Origin of the sequence: Corynebacterium sp. HMSC29G08 (assembly GCF_001806875.1) — a bacterium.
Taxonomy (GTDB): domain Bacteria; phylum Actinomycetota; class Actinomycetes; order Mycobacteriales; family Mycobacteriaceae; genus Corynebacterium.
Genome location: NZ_KV786241.1, coordinates 50,208 through 66,106 on the forward strand (window position 1 = coordinate 50,208; position 15,899 = coordinate 66,106).

Here is a 15,899-nt window from a genome sequence, read left to right on the forward strand (position 1 = left end):
TTATCTGCTAGTGAGGGAGTGCTTTTGCTTATCGACGCCTCCTCGACGCCAGGAATATTCCCGCGCTAAATTCGTTAAGATAGTTGACATGTCACATAAATAAAGGAGTAGGCATGACGACGCTGGACCCATCCGCTATTCAATTTGGACTAGATACCTTCGGTGACCTGCCGCGCCACGAAGACGGCACACTGTTTACTCACGCAGAGGCAATCCGCGCGACGTTGGAGGAAGCCGTACTTGCAGACAGCATCGGCGTTGATGCCTTCACTGTCGGTGAACACCACCGGCCGGACTACGCAATCTCCTCTCCGGCGACCATGCTGGCAGGTATTGCTACCGCAACGAAGCGCGTCAAGCTCGCAAGCGGTGTGACAGTGCTGTCCTCGGACGACCCAGTCCGGGTGTTTGAGCAGTTCGCTACTCTCGACGCACTGTCTAACGGCCGCGCGGAGATTATTCTCGGGCGCGGCTCGTTTACGGAGTCCTTCCCGCTGTTCGGCTACAAGCTGGAGGACTACAACCGCCTGTTTGAGGAAAAGATCAACCTGTGGGCGGAACTGGTCAAAGAGGAGCCGGTGACTTGGTCCGGTGAGACCCGCCCGGCGCTGGAGAACGCTGATGTGTTTCCCAAGACCGAAAACGGACTGACTACTTGGGTAGGCGTGGGTGGCTCGCCGGAGTCGGTGGTGCGCACCGCTCGCTACGGCTTTGGTCTCATGCTGGCGATCATCGGTGGGGCGCCAGCGCGGTTCAAGCCGTTTATTGACCTGTATAAGCAGGCAACCGCGCAATTCAGCACCACCGCACACCCGGTGGGCGTGCACTCACCGGGCTTTGTTGCTGACACTGATGAGGAAGCCAAGGATCTCATCTTTGAGGAGTACGCCGCCGCTCAGCACCGTATCGGGATTACGCGCGGATGGCCGCGGCTGACCCGCGGCAGGTTTGAGGCGGAGATCAACCACGGTGCGCTCACGGTGGGTTCACCGGAGACGGTGGCTAGGAAGATCGCGGACACGGTTCGCACGCTGGACTTGGGTCGCTACGACATGGTCTATTCCACCGTTGGTCAGATCCCGCACGCTGCGCGGATGCGTTCCGTGGAACTTTATGGAACCAAGGTTGTGCCCATGGTGCGCGAGATGCTTGCAGAAGGCTAGAGCTTGACGGGGTAATCCTTGTGCTCGATCTGGGGGTCGATGCGGTGCTCCACGAAAATGCCGTGCCAGATCATGAACGCAAGGACCGTCCACAAGCGACGCGAGTGATCAGAGACTCCATCACGGTGCTCCTTGAGCATTTCCAGGACCTGATCCTTGGCAAAAATGTCATCGGTCTGGGACTCACGGATGGTGTCCTGAGCCCAGCCGAAGAGCTCGTCGCCGGCCAACCAGTGGCGCATCGGCACCGGGAAGCCCAACTTCTTGCGGTGCAGCACATGCGGCGGCACGATCTGCTCCATCGCCTTGCGCAGGGCGTACTTGGTGGTGCCGTTGGCAATCTTCTGGTCGTATGGAATCGTCTGCGCGACCTCGAAGACTTCCTTGTCCAGGAACGGAACACGAAGCTCCAGCGAGTTGGCCATGTTCATCTTGTCTGCCTTGACCAAGATATCGCCACGCATCCAGGTGAACAGATCCAGGTTCTGCATGCGCGCGACAGGATCCATCTCAGTAGAAGTGGCGTAGATCGGCGCGGTGACCTCGCGGTGGTCCCACTCGCGCTTCGCCCACGGCAGCACACGTTGGAGCTGTTCGAAGTTGAAGGAGCGGGCGTTACCGTAGTAGCGCTCTTCCATCGGGGTTGTGCCGCGTTCAAGCAAGCTTTTGCCCTTGACTCCGTCTGGCAATACCCGCGAAAGGCGGTTCAGCCCACGGTTGAACGCTGCCGGCAGTTTCTCAAACGGTGCGAGTGACAGTGGCTCCTTATAAATGGTGTAGCCGCCAAACAGTTCGTCTGCACCCTCGCCGGAGAGGACCACCTTGACGTGTTTGCGTGCCTCCTGGGCTACGAAGAACAGGGGCACCAGGGAGGGGTCCGCCACGGGATCGTCCAGGTACCACATGATTTTCAGAATGGCGTCGGCGTATTCCTCAGGCGAGACAATCTTGACAATGTGCTCCACGCCGATCGCTGCGGCGGACTCGGCGGCAACGTCTACCTCGGAGTAACCCTCGCGCTCAAAGCCGGTGGTAAATGTCAGCAAGTCTGGGTTGTGGCGTTTGGCCAGCGCGGCAATGGCTGTGGAGTCAATGCCGCCAGAGAGGAAGGAACCGACGGTGACGTCGGCGCGCATGTGTTTCGCCACAGAATTTTCAAGTGCCGCAGCGATACGGTCGTAGAGGTCCTGCTCTTTTCCCTTCGCAACTGGGGTAGGGGAGAAGTGAGGTTTGAAGTAGCGTTTGGACTCCACCGAGCCGCCAGGAGTCAGGGTGACCGTGCAGCCGGATTCCACACGACGAATTCCGGCGTGCAGGCTCTCTGGCTCCGGAACGTACTGCAGGTCCACGTAGTGCTCGATTGCGCGGCGGTCCAGATCCAGTGAAAGGCCAAGCTCGGGCGCCATTTCCAGGATGGATTTCTTCTCAGAAGCGAAGACGGTGCCAGCTTCGGTCGTTGCGTAGTACAGCGGCTTGATGCCAAACTGGTCACGGGCGGCAAACATCGTCTTTGTCTCCGTGTCCCAGATGACAAAGGCGAACATGCCGCGCAGGTGCTCCACTACTTTCTCGCCCCAGTGGTGGAAACCAACGACGATTGGTTCACCATCGCCTTCCGTAGCAAAGCTGAAGCCCACCTTCTGCAGCTCTTCGCGCAGTTCGATGTAGTTGTAAATCTCACCGTTGAATGTCAGCGCGTAACGCTGCGGATTGTCCTTAGGGCCCCAGCGCAGCGGCTGGTGGGAATGCTCGATGTCAATGATGGCGAGGCGGTTGAAACCGAAAACCGCGTCCGCGTCGTTCCATGTGCCGGCGGCATCGGGGCCGCGGTGGTACATGCAGGGCAGCGCCCGCTCAACAGGCTCAACAAAAGAGGCGCCGGAGCCACCTGCAGTGAGCATTGCTAGAAGACCGCACATAATTTGGAAACCTCTCCTATATATAAGGTGCGCGTGTTGCTTCCCTCCACAATAGAGACGCGTGCCCAACATCCGGCAACCGCGCCGGTCCATCTTTTGCCGTGCCCCGAAAGGGGGCCAACTTTTGGACGAAGGAAGAGCTTTTGCTTATCGACGCCACGCCAAAAGCCCAGCACGCACCCCAGCAAGCGGGAGTTTTTCCGGTTTTGACGCCACCCCCGAGCAGGCATCCCAAGTGAAGCGCTTGGAATTCCAACTCGAGAATTCATTTGAACTATTCTGACTGGGTAGGAATGTTCTGGCAGTTTAATGCACTTTTTCGCGAAGACTGCGAAGAACCGTGAATTGAGCGGCCGGAACATGAACATGAAGTGTGGACAGGAAGGCAAACACACGTGGAAAAGCACACGAACCGCAGCTTTGCCAAGAAGGCTGGCATCGCGGCTTCGCTCCTGCTTGGTGGGCTCACGCTCACCGGCTGTGACGTAGCAGCGCCGGACGCGGTCAATCGACTCATGGACATGGGCTGGCCGGACCCGGTCACCCCTGAGGGTGCTCAGATGTACAACTTCTGGGTATGGACCTGGGTTGCCGCTTGGATCATTGGCATCATCATGTGGGGTCTGTTCCTCACCGCGATTTTTGCTTGGAACAACAAGAAGCGCGAGAAGCAGGGTGCTCCGGAGTTTCCGAAGCAGCTGCAGTACAACGTTCCGCTTGAGCTGATCCTCACCATCGTGCCGATCGTCATCGTCATGGTGCTGTTCTTCTTCACCGTGCAGTCGCAGACGCATGCTACGGCGCTGAACAAGGATCCGAAGGTGACGGTTGACGTCACCGGCTACCAGTGGAACTGGAAGTTTGGCTACGCGGCCATTGACGGTGAGTTCACCCCAGACGGCCAGGCGTACGACGGCGTTGATGAGGAGCGCCAGGCGCTCGCGGACGCCACGAAGTTCGACCCAGAGGGCACGCGCAACGCCAACCCGATTCACGGCATGTCCACGGGTGATATCTCCTACCTGAACTTCAATGAGATCGAGACGATCGGCTCCACCGAGGAAGTACCGGTTCTGGTTCTGCCGACCGAGACCGCAATTGAGTTCCGCCTCGCTTCTGGCGATGTGAACCACGCGTTCTGGGTTCCGGAGTTCCTGTTCAAGCGTGACGCTTACGCTCACCCGGAATCCAACCAGCAGCAGCGCGCATTCCAGATTGAGCAGATCGACCGTGAGGGCGCATTCGTTGGCCGCTGTGCCGAGATGTGCGGTACCTACCACGCAATGATGAACTTCGAGGTTCGTGCTGTGAGCCCGGAGAAGTTCCGCGACTACGTTGCATTCCGTACTGCTAACCCGCAGGCGCCGAACTCTGACGCTCTGCGCGCCATCGGTGAGGCACCGTACGCAACCTCCACCCGCCCGTTCGTGAGTGACCGTACCGGTACCCGCGACGGCATCAACTACCAAGACCCGAACGCGAACGTTTAAGAGAGAGGTGTAAAAAATGGGAACTGGCGCAAGAGTTTTCTACGCAATTGGCACCTTCTTGGGGTTGATGGCGGTGTTCTACATCATTTCCACTGCCTGGATTGGTGAGGACGCGTGGCTGTTCGGCACCGAGTGGGTTGGTTCTGTCGCACTGGTACTGGCTACCGGACTGTGCTTCATGCTTGCGGTGTACCTCGACTTCACCGAGCGTCGCATGGATATCGTCCCGGAAGACTGGGAAGAGGCTGAGATTGAGGACGGGGCTGGTGTGCTGGGCTTCTTCTCCCCAAGCTCCATCTGGCCGCTCGCGATGGCCGGTGCGATCTTCTTCCTGGGGCTGGGCATTGCCTTCTATCAGTTGTGGCTGGGTGCCTTCGGTGCAGTGTTCCTGATCTGGACGACCACCCAGCTGAACCTGCAGTACGGCATTCCGCGCGAGAAGCACTAATGTCGGTATAGCCTTCACCGACTGGGAATACCCCGCCCGCTCCGAGTACATTTCGGAGCTGGCGGGGTTTTGCTTTGTCGGCTATGGGCTGGGGTCATCCGAAAGGTGGACCCTTAAAGGTGGGAGAGTCGGTCGTGTGATGTTGGGCACATACGGGAACTATTTCAAGAGCATGAGACGTAGTGTTGGCAGCGCTCTGCAAGGGGCTAAATTGCGCCCATTCCAACGTGATCTCTCCGGCCTTTGCGGGTGACCTGCATGGATGCTGGTCGGATATGAGGGCTAAATAGTTCCCGGGTTTTGAAAAAAGTTTTTCTGCAACACGTTTATGACTAAAAAGAGCTGGTTGTAGTCCTACATGCAGAGAAATTTCGGGGGTAATCAAGGTGACTTTACGGCTCTTTCGGGGGATAATCACATGCGTGACGACCGCAATTTCTAACCAAGGTATGGCGACACCGCATGATCGCGTCGCAGCGCTGAACCGTCCCAACATGGTCAGCGTCGGCACGATTGCGTTCCTCGCCCAAGAATTAATGTTCTTCGCCGGCCTGTTCTCGATGTACTTCGTGTCTCGAGCCAACGGCTTGACGGCTGGCGATTGGGGCAACCAGACGGCGCACCTGAACGTGGCCTTCGGCGGAATTATTACCGTCGTTCTTCTGACCTCGTCGGTGACGTCCCAGCTGGGTGTCTTCGCTGCTGAAAGGGGTGACGTTTTCGGGCTGCGCAAGTGGTTCGGTGTCACCATCGCGCTCGGCTTCGTCTTCCTCGTCCTCGTCGGTATTGAGTGGACGGAGATGATTCATGCGGGTGTGACCATTCAGTCCAGCGTGTATGGCTCGATGATCTACATCATCACCGGCTTCCACATGGCTCACGTGACGGCAGGCATCATCGCCTTCATCGTTGTGATGATGCGTGTTTCGAAGTCGAAGTTCACTCCTGCACAGGCAACCGCCGCAATGGCAACGTCCTACTACTGGCACTTCGTTGACGTGATCTGGGTTGGCGTGTTCATCACGCTGTACCTGGTCCAGTAGTCAGGCGAACTGACGTACTTCTCAAAGCATTTCTTTTAAAGGAAACAAGATGGAAAACACACCTAAGAAGACGCGTAGCCGTCGCAAGACGCAGCGCACCGTCGCTGGTGCTGCAGCGCTTACGTTGGGTTTGACCGGCGCGGGTTTCCTTGCATCCGCGCTTGCGCCGAACGCGCAGGTTGCTACCGCCCAGCGTGATGAGCAGGCTCTGATTCAAGAGGGCAAGGATCTCTACGACGTGGCGTGTATTACCTGCCACGGTGCGAACCTTCAGGGCGTTGAAGGCCGCGGCCCCTCCCTGATCGGTACCGGCGAAGGCGCCGTGTACTTTCAGGTCAACTCTGGCCGTATGCCGATGATGTCCAACGATGCGCAGGCTGAGCGCAAGCGCCCGCGTTACACCGAGTCCCAGGCACTCGCCTTGGCCGCATATGTTGCTGCCAACGGTGGTGGTCCGGAGCTGGTGTACAACCCGGACGGCACGCTTGCCATGGAGGAACTCCGTGGCAAGAATTTCGATGGACAGATGAAAGCAGAAGACGTCGCCCGTGGCGGCGAGCTGTTTCGCCTGAACTGTGCCTCCTGCCACAGCTTCACCGGCCGTGGTGGCGCACTGTCCTCCGGTAAGTACGCACCAGTCCTGGATCCTGCGAATGAGCAGGAGATCTACCAGGCGATGCTGACTGGCCCGCAGAACATGCCGAAGTTCTCTGATCGTCAGCTCAGCGCTGATGAGAAGAAGGACATCATTGCCTTCATTAAGTCCTCCAAGGAGACTCCGAGCCCGGGTGGCTACGGTCTCGGTGGCTTGGGCCCAGTTTCTGAAGGTATGGCGATGTGGATTATCGGTGTGACCCTCGTGGCTGCCGGTGCTATTTGGATTGGATCCCGCTCATGAGTGATGTGAAGAAGAACTACACGACTGAAGAGCTCGACCGCATGAGCAATGCCGAGCTCGCTGCTCTGGGTACCGAGCTCGATGACGTTACGGTTGCCTACCGCAAGGAGCGTTACCCGGTAGAGGGTGACCCGCGCGAGAAGTCGGCTGCTGCCGGCATCACCGCGTGGCTGGTTATTTCCGTAGTCTCCGCGATCGCGTTTTTGGGTGTGTACCTGTTCTGGCCGTGGGAGCCGAAGTTCCACGGTGACGAAGGCCTGCTGACCTTCACCCTGTACACGCCGCTGCTGGGTCTGACCGCTGGTTTGACCTTTGCTGCTCTCGGCTTTGCCATCATCCAGTACGTGAAGAAGTTCATCCCGGAAGAGATTTCGGTGCAGCGTCGTCATGACGGCCGCTCTTCTGAGCTGGACCGCCGTACGACCACCGCACTGCTGAATGATGCGTGGGAGACCTCCACCCTGGGTCGTCGTAAGGCCATCAAGGGCTTGCTCGGCACCGCCGGTGTTCTGGCTGGTCTCGTGGTTATCGCCCCGATGGGTGGCATGATCAAGAACCCGTGGCGCGAGCGTCATGCTCTTGGCTACAACGGTGACGGCACCCTGTGGACCCACGGCTGGACCCTGCACGAGCAGGGCGTGAAGATCTACCTGGGTCGCGATACCGGTGCGATTGCTGAAAAGCACTCCGGTGTGGCAGGGGAGCACTTCACCACCGCTGGCGTTTCCCGCCTGGTGCGTATGCGCCCGGAGGACCTGGCTGCTGCAGCCATGGAGACCGTCTTCCCGCTGTATGAGGAAGATGTGAACGACGGCGCGCAGTACAACCCGGAGCGCGATGTGTACGAAAACCACATGCACTCCATCCATGGCCCGCGTAACGCGGTCATGCTGATTCGCCTGCGTTCCGCAGATGCGAAGAAGGTTGTGGAGCGTGAGGGGCAGGAAGACTTCCACTACGGCGATTACTACGCCTACTCGAAGATCTGCACCCACATCGGCTGCCCGACTTCGCTTTACGAGGCGCAGACGAACCGCATCCTTTGCCCGTGTCACCAGTCGCAGTTCGACGCACTGCAGTACGCTAAGCCGATCTTCGGCCCGGCTGCTCGCGCGTTGCCGCAGCTGCCTGTGACAATTGACGAAGAAGGTTACCTCATCGCCAACGGCAACTTCATCGAGCCCGTTGGCCCGGCATTCTGGGAGCGTAAGTCCTAATGACTACAAAACTCGCTAAAGCCGCGGACAACGCTGATTCGCGCCTGTCTGGCGCCGGATTCCTCCGCGCTCAGCTCAACAAGGTGTTCCCGAGCCACTGGTCCTTCATGCTCGGAGAGATGGCGCTGTACAGCTTCATCATCCTTCTGCTGACTGGTATTTACCTGGCACTGTTCTTTGACCCGTCCATTACCAAGGTCATTTACGACGGTGCGTACTTGCCGCTCAACGGTGTCGAGATGTCTCGCGCCTACGCAACGGCACTTGATATTTCCTTTGACGTGCGTGGCGGCTTGTTTGTCCGCCAGATGCACCACTGGGCTGCATTGATGTTCATGATGTCGATGTTCGCTCACATGATGCGTATCTTCTTCACCGGTGCGTTCCGCCGCCCGCGTGAGGCTAACTGGCTCATCGGTGTCACCCTGATCCTGCTCGGCATGATCGAGGGCTTCATGGGTTACTCCCTGCCAGATGACCTGCTCTCTGGTGTGGGTCTGCGCATTATGTCCGCGATCATTCTGTCCATCCCGATCATCGGTACCTGGACCCACTGGGCCATCTTTGGTGGTGACTTCCCGTCTGACCTGATGCTGGATCGCTTCTACATTCTGCACGTGCTGATCCTGCCGGGCCTGATCCTGGCGCTGATCGCAGCTCACCTGCTGCTCGTCTGGTTCCAGAAGCACACTCAGTTCCCCGGCCCTGGCCGTACTGAGAACAACGTTATTGGCATCCGCATCATGCCGGTCTTCGCTGTCAAGGCAATTGGCTTCATGATGATCGTGTTCGCAGTGCTTGCTGCAATGGCTGGTCTGACCACCATTAACGGCATCTGGAACATTGGTCCGTACAACCCATCGCAGGTGTCCGCTGGTTCCCAGCCTGACGTGTACATGCTGTGGACTGACGGTGCTGCTCGTGTCATGCCGGCATGGGAGCTCTACATCGGTAACTACACCATCCCAGGTGCCTTCTGGGTTGCCCTGATGTGTGGTGTGATGGTTGCTCTGCTGATCGGGTACCCGTTCATTGAGAAGAAGGTCACTGGTGACGACGCACACCACAACCTGCTGCAGCGTCCGCGCGACGTTCCGGCACGTACCGGCCTGGGTGTCATGGGCATCGTCTTCTTCATGATCCTGACTATCTCCGGTGGTAACGACCACGTTGCCCACTTCTTCCAGATCTCCCTGAACGCGATGACCTGGTTCGGTCGTATCGGCCTGATCATTCTGCCGCCGATTGCTTACTGGATCACTTACCGCATCTGTGTTGGTCTGCAGCGGTCTGACCGTGAGGTCCTGGAACACGGTATTGAGACCGGTATCATCAAGAAGCTGCCGAACGGTGCGTTCGTTGAGATTCACCAGCCGCTCGGCCCGGTGGACGAGCACGGTCACCCGATCCCGCTGGAGTACGGCGGTGCACGTGTGCCGAAGCAGCTCAACCAGCTTGGTTTCGCTGACTCCGAGACCATCGGCAAGTTCAAGCCGGCTTCTATCGACGTCACCGAGAAGGTCCGAGAGAAGGCTGCCGAGTACCACCGCGAAGAGGTTGAGACGCTGCGTCAGCTCGAGGAGACGAAGCACCTCGCTGATCGCGACGCCACCCCGCGCGACTAACGCCTAAGCCTGCGGTCGCTTACGCGTGAAGCCCTCTCCTTCGGGAGGGGGTTTTGTTATGTAACAAACCGGTTAACTAGCGGCCCCCACACTTCGTTTCCTCACGATTCGACACCGCATCTGCAGCTGGAGGACGGTATAAACGAAAAAGTGCCGGTCAATCTGCATATTCTGCAGTTGGAGGCATGTGAAAGAGGGCTTGCCTCGGTTGCCTGATTGCCCCCGAATTGGGGCAATTATTACAAATAACGAAACGATAACGGCGCGGTGAGTGGACATTGCCGTTGCCGTTTCGTAATCTAACCGAGACATTGCGACGACATACGTTGCCGCAAGGTACGAAAAGAACATATAAGCCGAATTTCACAGCGTGAGCACAAAGGGTGATCACGATGTGGAAACCGGGGGCCCACAACAGGTTCCGGATGGTTCCGCCCCCTGGGGTGAATGGTCGCAAGGATAGTGCGAGAAGCGCTACGGAGCGAGCCAGGGCTGGCTCTCAAGCCCAACCCGACAGCTAACCCGGTAGGCACTGAGATGATATGGAGAACACTTTCGTGGCTAAACACCGTCGCCAGGAGACCAACACTGCAACCCGTGCAGTGGCCGCAGCAACCGCAGCAGTTGCCGGTGCAACCCTGATCGCACCGACCGCTGGCGCAACCGAGATTAGCCTGCCGAACTTCGACGCTATCCCGGGCCTTGCAGACAATGTGCAGGCTGCTGTTGACGCTGCGCGTAACGTGCCGGCTGTTAACGCTGTTCCTGAGCTGAACAACGCCATCGAGGCTGTACAGTCTCAGTTTGCCCCGGCGGCGCCGGCCGCAAACGTGGCGGCTGTGGCCGACGCTCTTCCGCTGCCGGCTGCGGAGCCAGCTCCGGAAGTGAGCAAGGGTCAGCAGATCGTAGATATCGCTCGTGCAAAGGTTGGCGCACCGTACGTGTACGGCGCAGCTGGCCCGGCAGCGTTCGACTGCTCCGGTTTCACCTCCTGGGTTTACTCCCAGGCTGGCATCAACATTCCGCGTACCTCCCAGGCTCAGGCCTCCGCTGGCCAGCGCGTGCCGCTGGATCAGCTGCAGCCGGGTGACATCGTCGCGTACTACGGCGGTGCGTCCCACGTTGGGATCTACGCCGGCGACGGCCAGATCATTGACGCGCTGAATTCCGGCATTCCGGTTGGTTACCGTAGCCTGAATCTGATGCCGATCCACTCGGCATTCCGCTTCCACTAAAGCGAGCTTTTGCCCGGCCCCCTGGTTGAAGGGGTCGGGCGTTTTGCTTTTCGACGCCCGGCCGCGCTTCACCTCATCAGTCTCACAAAACACATGCGTATCTCTATATATCTGCAGTTCTCTTACAGTTTTCCGCGTCACGGAAAGTGGAGTGAAGGGCTTGGAAGGCGTGCTGCGCGCCGCTATAATAATAGCGGTCTTATATAACGCTGTGGGATTGAGAAGAGGTTTTCAAGCGTGCGGAAGGACTCGAAGCGTAGCCGGTGGCAGTCGTATGTTCCGGGGTCTGTGGCGGGCGCGTTGCTGGCGTCGATAATCGTGCCGGTGCACGCGAGCGCAGACGACATCGATGACCTGATTGAAGCGCTTGAGCAGGTGTCCCACGACACCACTGCGAAATCGGAAGAGATTAAGGCGCTTGAAGACGAGATTGCGGCTAAGGAGCAGCACATTGACCAGCTGCATGCAGATGCTGAAGCCGCACGCGTAGACGTAGAACATGCGAGCGGGGCCCGAGCCGGCTATCAGGGCAAAGTCAATGGCATTGCACAGTCCCGGTACCGTAACAATCAGCAGGAGCTGCTGCTGAACACCCTTGACTCCGGTAGCCCGCAGGCGGCGATTGACCGCGCGGCGTACTTGGGGGCGTTGACTCGCAGCGCCGGGCGCACACTTGATGGGCTGAATGAGGCTACGCGTTTTGCCACCGAGCGCTCGGATGCTGTGACCCGCGCGATGGATGAAGCTGAGCGTGAGCGCGAAGAGTTGCACCGTAAGCGTGATGAGCTCGAGCGTGAGCGTGAGGTCCTGGATGAGCGTGTGCATGAGATTGAGCACCGTGTGGACAATCTGAGCCCTGAGGAGCGTTCTCGCTGGATTGCTAAGGATGGTCCCGTGGATCTGTTGGGGCTGTCACTGCCGGGCGCAATGACCGGCGTGGTTGCTTCAGCCATGGCACAGCTGGGCAAGCCCTACGGGTGGGGCGCTACCGGACCGTATGCTTTCGACTGCTCCGGGTTGATGGTGTACGCCTATGCACAGAACGGTATTGGTATCCCACGTACCTCGCAGGCGCAGCTTGCGGGCGGAACCCCGGTGCCGCTGAGTCATTTGCAGCCGGGGGACATTATTGGGTACTTCCCGGGAACAACGCACGTTGGCATGTACATCGGCAATGGCATGATTGTGCATTCCTCTGATTACGGCATTCCTGTCCAGGTGGTGCCATATGATTCCATGCCGATATCTGGTGCAGTGCGCTACTAGCTGACATGACGGTGCTGCTTGTCACCAATGATTTCCCGCCAACCGTTGGCGGAATTCAGTCCTACCTGCGCGACTACGTCAACGAGTACATCGCGCGCTGTGGCGCCGAGGCGATTGTGGTGTTTGCGTCCACGCCGAAGGGCAACGAAGGCACCGAGGCGTTTGACGCTGCGCAACCTTTTACAGTGGTCCGTTGGCCGCGGCGGGTGATGCTTCCTACGCCGGCTACGAAACGTCGCATGCAGGACCTGATCCGCGAACACAACATAGGAACCGTTTGGTTTGGAGCGGCGGCGCCGCTTGCGCTGATGGGTAAGGCCGCAAAGCAGGCGGGTGCGAAGCGTGTTGTTGCCACTACTCATGGGCATGAGGTGGGGTGGTCGATGCTTCCTGGCGCACGCCAAGCGCTGCAAGCTATTGGGCGCAGCGCAGACGTCATCACGTATATCTCCGCTTACACCTACGGGCGTTTGCGGCCGGTCTTTGGTAATCACCTGCGCTACGTGTCGTTACCCTCAGGGGTGGATACGCAGTATTTCCGCCCTGCAACCCCCGTCGAACGTACCGAAACCCGTGCGCTTTTAGGCGTTGGAGATGCACCGTTGGTGGTGTGTGCTTCGCGCCTTGTGCGTAGGAAGGGGCAGGACCAGCTGCTGCGTGCGCTGCCGAAGATTCAGCAGCGGGTGCCCGGCACACAGCTGGTGATCGTGGGGGCGGGGCCGTATCGCTCCCGCTTGGAGTCCATGGCTCCTGAGGGGGTGCATTTCACTGGCGCGGTGGAGCGTGACACGCTGCGAGATATTGTCGCCGCTGCGGATGTGTTTGCCATGCCGGCTCGCACGCGTTTTGGCGGTCTGGATGTTGAAGGCCTCGGCATTGTCTATCTGGAGGCCCAAGCGTGTGGCGTGCCGGTGGTGGCGGGGGATTCTGGTGGCGCACCCGAGACGGTCGCAGCCGATTCCGGCATTGTCGTTCCCGGCCGCGATACGGATGCACTCATTGACGCTGTGAGCAGGTTGCTTATCGACGCCAACGGGTTGCCCTCCGGCCGCCAGTTTGTCACCGAGCGCTTTTCTTGGCAGGCGTTAGGCGATGCTTTGGCGGATGCGCTGGGTAGTTAAAACTGGTAGGTGAAACGGGGGAGTCTACGATTGGCACCTATGGTTGCAACTTCTTCACCGCTGACTGTCGGGTTTGATATCGGCGGAACGAACGCTCGCGCGGCTGTGGTGGATGCTAACGGCAGCGTGATCACGGTGCGCTCTGAGGCCACCCCGGATAGTGGCGAGGGCCTGACCCGGGCGATCGTGGACATGGTGGGACAGCTGCGGACTGAGCACGACATCAGTGCAGTGGGCGTGGCAATCGCCGGCTTTTTGGATCCTGAGTGCGAGGTCGTCCGGTTCGCGCCGCACTTGGCGTGGCGTAATGATGCGCCGGTGCGCAAAGAGCTGGAAGCCGCCATTGGTCTGCCGGTGCGTCTTGAACACGACGCGAACGCCGCCGCCTGGGGCGAGTACCGCTTCGGTGTGGCAAAAGATGCTGAGACGTGGGTGTTTTTCGCCGTTGGCACGGGTATTGGCGCAACGCTGATGCACAAAGGCGAGATTTACCGCGGTGCGTTCGGCACTGCACCGGAGTTTGGCCACCTCACCGTGGTGCCCGGTGGGCGTGTGTGCTCGTGTGGCAAGAAGGGGTGCTTGGAGCGCTACGCCTCTGGTACGTCGCTCGTCGATTGCGCGGTAGAGCGCGCTACCCAGGGCGAGTTCACCGACTGCGAGCTCTACCGCAAGGTTGTGGACAAACGTGCCACAGGCCACGACGTTATGAACGCCGCGCGTGCAGGCGATCCGTTGGGGTTGGCGGCGCTGAACAGCTTCGGCATTTGGCTGGGGCGCGGGCTGTCCATTGTTGCGGACGTGCTGGATCCGTCTCTGATCGTGCTGGGCGGTGGGGTGAGCGCGGATGCAGATCTGTTCCTAGACACCGCCTGCACAGAGATGAAGGAAACAATGGTTGGTGCGGGCTATCGCCCGGTACCGGAGGTACTGCAGGCAAAGCTAGGCCCCCAGGCGGGTATGATCGGCGTAGCTGATTTGGCCCGAGTGAAGACGAACTAGAAGGAGCCTGCGAATGAAAAACCGGTGGTACTCGTTTTTCAAGGCAGTCTTCGGACTTCCTCTGCGGGTGTATAACCGCCCGACGATTGAGGGCAGGCAGCACGTTCCGGAAACCGGCCCGGTGATCTTGGTGTCTAATCACCAGTCCGTGATGGACTCGTTCTACCTGCCGCTGATGATGCCGCGTCAGATCCAGTTTCCTGCGAAGAATGAGTACTTCACCGCGCCGGGCATCAAGGGCAGACTGCAGAAGTTCTTCTTTACCGCGGTAGGCCAGATTCCGGTTGACCGTGGAAGCAAAGAGGCAGGCGATGCACTGCAGGTAGCTGCCACAAAGGTGCTGGAGCGTGGTGACGTTTTCGGTATCTACCCGGAGGGCACCCGCTCACCTGATGGGCGTGTGTACAAGGGGCGTACTGGCGTGGCCCGCATTGCTATGGCCAGTGGCGCACCGATTGTCCTTGTGGCCATGTTTGGGGCGCGGGAGGCCAATCCCATTGGTTCGTGGATGCTGCGCCCGGTGAAGGTGCACATCAAGCTGAGCGAGCCGATTGACCCGCATGGGTGGGCACGCGAGAACGGGTTTGACCCAGATTCGCGTGACGTCATGCGTCCATTTACGGATTACTGCATGCAGAGGTTGGCTGCGCTTTCTGAAAACCCGTATGTGGACATCTACGCATCTGACGTGAAGAAAGAACTAGAGGCAACAGGCAACTACCCGGAGGGTGCGCAGCCGGGTGGCGCTTTGGAGTCGTGGCATGGATAAAGATCTGGCTGTACGTGTCGCTCTTGTAGTAGTGACGGTGGTTGCTTACCTCATTGCAAACCGCTTTGAGTTTCATAACACGGTGCTTGCACCGATTGCTGTGGTGACGGTTGCGGTGATTATGTTTTGGCCGCGGATGGGGGACAACGCGGCGTCGACAAGCAAGAAGCCCAAAGCGTGAAGTACTTTTACGACACTGAATTTATCGAAGACGGCTCCACGATCGAGCTGATCTCTATTGGCGTTGTGGCTGAGGATGGGCGCGAGTATTACGCTGTATCCACCGAGTTTGATCCGGCGAAAGCCAATAGCTGGGTGCGTGACAACGTGCTGGACAAGCTGCCCGAGGCTGGTGCGGACGTGTGGAAGCCGTTGGGGGCGATCCGCGATGAGTTGTTTGCGTTTCTGACTGCGCGTGGTCAGCCGGAGCTGTGGGCTTGGGTCGGTGCCTACGATCATGTCGTGCTTGCGCAACTCTGGGGCGATATGCGCGGTTTGCCTAGGCAACTGCCGCGTTATACGCGTGAGTTGAAGCAGTACTGGCTGATGGCGGGACGCCCGCGGTTGCCGAAGCTGCCGGACGGAAACCACAATGCTTTGGTGGATGCGCGGCACAATTTGCGCAAGTATAAAGCGTGTGCGGAGGCGTTGCCGTTGACTCGCGACGGCAAGGTGTCCACATTGCGGAACTGATATTTCACACATT

Annotated in this window: 15 protein-coding genes and 1 riboswitch; of the genes, 14 read left to right on the forward strand and 1 reads right to left on the reverse strand. The window is 58.9% G+C overall.

The window, feature by feature from the left end; translation table 11 throughout:
- Positions 1 to 113: 113 nt before the first annotated feature.
- Positions 114 to 1,163: an LLM class flavin-dependent oxidoreductase gene (locus tag HMPREF3101_RS05490; RefSeq protein WP_070463487.1), complete on the forward strand. Its 1,050-nt coding sequence runs from the start codon at positions 114 to 116 to the stop codon at positions 1,161 to 1,163.
- Here HMPREF3101_RS05490 and asnB read toward each other — a convergent pair.
- Positions 1,160 to 3,082, reverse strand: a complete 1,923-nt coding sequence (gene asnB / locus HMPREF3101_RS05495) for an asparagine synthase (glutamine-hydrolyzing) (RefSeq protein ID WP_070463490.1) — start codon at positions 3,080 to 3,082, stop codon at positions 1,160 to 1,162. The genes HMPREF3101_RS05490 and asnB overlap by 4 nt on opposite strands.
- A gap of 395 nt (positions 3,083 to 3,477) precedes the next feature.
- Between asnB and HMPREF3101_RS05500 the strand changes: the two genes are divergently transcribed.
- From HMPREF3101_RS05500 to HMPREF3101_RS05565, 13 genes are all read left to right on the forward strand, one after another.
- Positions 3,478 to 4,572 (forward strand): aa3-type cytochrome oxidase subunit II, encoded by a 1,095-nt coding sequence (locus HMPREF3101_RS05500; protein ID WP_070463492.1) that lies wholly within the window; start codon positions 3,478 to 3,480, stop codon positions 4,570 to 4,572.
- Positions 4,573 to 4,588: 16 nt separating this feature from the next.
- Entirely contained in the window at positions 4,589 to 5,020 is a 432-nt protein-coding gene (locus tag HMPREF3101_RS05505) for an aa3-type cytochrome oxidase subunit IV (protein WP_070463494.1), read from the forward strand.
- Between the two features lie 422 nt (positions 5,021 to 5,442).
- Complete coding sequence (locus tag HMPREF3101_RS05510) at positions 5,443 to 6,063, forward strand: aa3-type cytochrome oxidase subunit III (RefSeq protein ID WP_201821134.1); 621 nt, start codon at positions 5,443 to 5,445, stop codon at positions 6,061 to 6,063.
- Positions 6,064 to 6,112: 49 nt separating this feature from the next.
- Positions 6,113 to 6,961 carry a cytochrome bc1 complex diheme cytochrome c subunit gene (locus tag HMPREF3101_RS05515; RefSeq protein WP_070463496.1) on the forward strand — a complete coding sequence of 283 codons (849 nt, stop codon included), beginning with the start codon at positions 6,113 to 6,115 and terminating at the stop codon, positions 6,959 to 6,961.
- Positions 6,958 to 8,178 carry a cytochrome bc1 complex Rieske iron-sulfur subunit gene (locus tag HMPREF3101_RS05520; protein ID WP_070463499.1) on the forward strand — a complete coding sequence of 407 codons (1,221 nt, stop codon included), beginning with the start codon at positions 6,958 to 6,960 and terminating at the stop codon, positions 8,176 to 8,178. Before HMPREF3101_RS05515 ends, HMPREF3101_RS05520 begins: the two co-directional genes overlap by 4 nt.
- On the forward strand, positions 8,178 to 9,803 hold the full coding sequence (locus HMPREF3101_RS05525; RefSeq protein WP_070463501.1) for a cytochrome bc1 complex cytochrome b subunit: 1,626 nt from the start codon (positions 8,178 to 8,180) through the stop codon (positions 9,801 to 9,803). Before HMPREF3101_RS05520 ends, HMPREF3101_RS05525 begins: the two co-directional genes overlap by 1 nt.
- 344 nt (positions 9,804 to 10,147) lie before the next feature.
- A riboswitch (cyclic di-AMP (ydaO/yuaA leader) is annotated at positions 10,148 to 10,347 on the forward strand.
- Positions 10,346 to 11,038, forward strand: a complete 693-nt coding sequence (locus HMPREF3101_RS05535; RefSeq protein WP_246816657.1) for a C40 family peptidase — start codon at positions 10,346 to 10,348, stop codon at positions 11,036 to 11,038. (Overlaps the previous riboswitch by 2 nt.)
- A 237-nt stretch (positions 11,039 to 11,275) precedes the next feature.
- Positions 11,276 to 12,304 carry a C40 family peptidase gene (locus HMPREF3101_RS05540; protein WP_070463504.1) on the forward strand — a complete coding sequence of 343 codons (1,029 nt, stop codon included), beginning with the start codon at positions 11,276 to 11,278 and terminating at the stop codon, positions 12,302 to 12,304.
- A 5-nt stretch (positions 12,305 to 12,309) separates the two neighbouring features.
- Positions 12,310 to 13,425, forward strand: coding sequence for a glycosyltransferase family 4 protein (locus HMPREF3101_RS05545; RefSeq protein WP_070463506.1), 1,116 nt, complete (start codon positions 12,310 to 12,312; stop codon positions 13,423 to 13,425).
- Positions 13,426 to 13,464: 39 nt separating this feature from the next.
- Entirely contained in the window at positions 13,465 to 14,424 is a 960-nt protein-coding gene (locus HMPREF3101_RS05550) for an ROK family protein (protein ID WP_070463508.1), read from the forward strand.
- A 13-nt stretch (positions 14,425 to 14,437) separates the two neighbouring features.
- Positions 14,438 to 15,193 (forward strand): lysophospholipid acyltransferase family protein, encoded by a 756-nt coding sequence (locus HMPREF3101_RS05555; RefSeq protein WP_070463510.1) that lies wholly within the window; start codon positions 14,438 to 14,440, stop codon positions 15,191 to 15,193.
- Positions 15,186 to 15,374, forward strand: coding sequence for a hypothetical protein (locus HMPREF3101_RS05560; RefSeq protein ID WP_070463512.1), 189 nt, complete (start codon positions 15,186 to 15,188; stop codon positions 15,372 to 15,374). Before HMPREF3101_RS05555 ends, HMPREF3101_RS05560 begins: the two co-directional genes overlap by 8 nt.
- The gene (locus tag HMPREF3101_RS05565) at positions 15,371 to 15,886 is read left to right on the forward strand and encodes a polyadenylate-specific 3'-exoribonuclease AS (protein ID WP_070463514.1); all 516 of its coding nucleotides are present in this window, start codon (positions 15,371 to 15,373) and stop codon (positions 15,884 to 15,886) included. Before HMPREF3101_RS05560 ends, HMPREF3101_RS05565 begins: the two co-directional genes overlap by 4 nt.
- Positions 15,887 to 15,899: the final 13 nt, after the last annotated feature.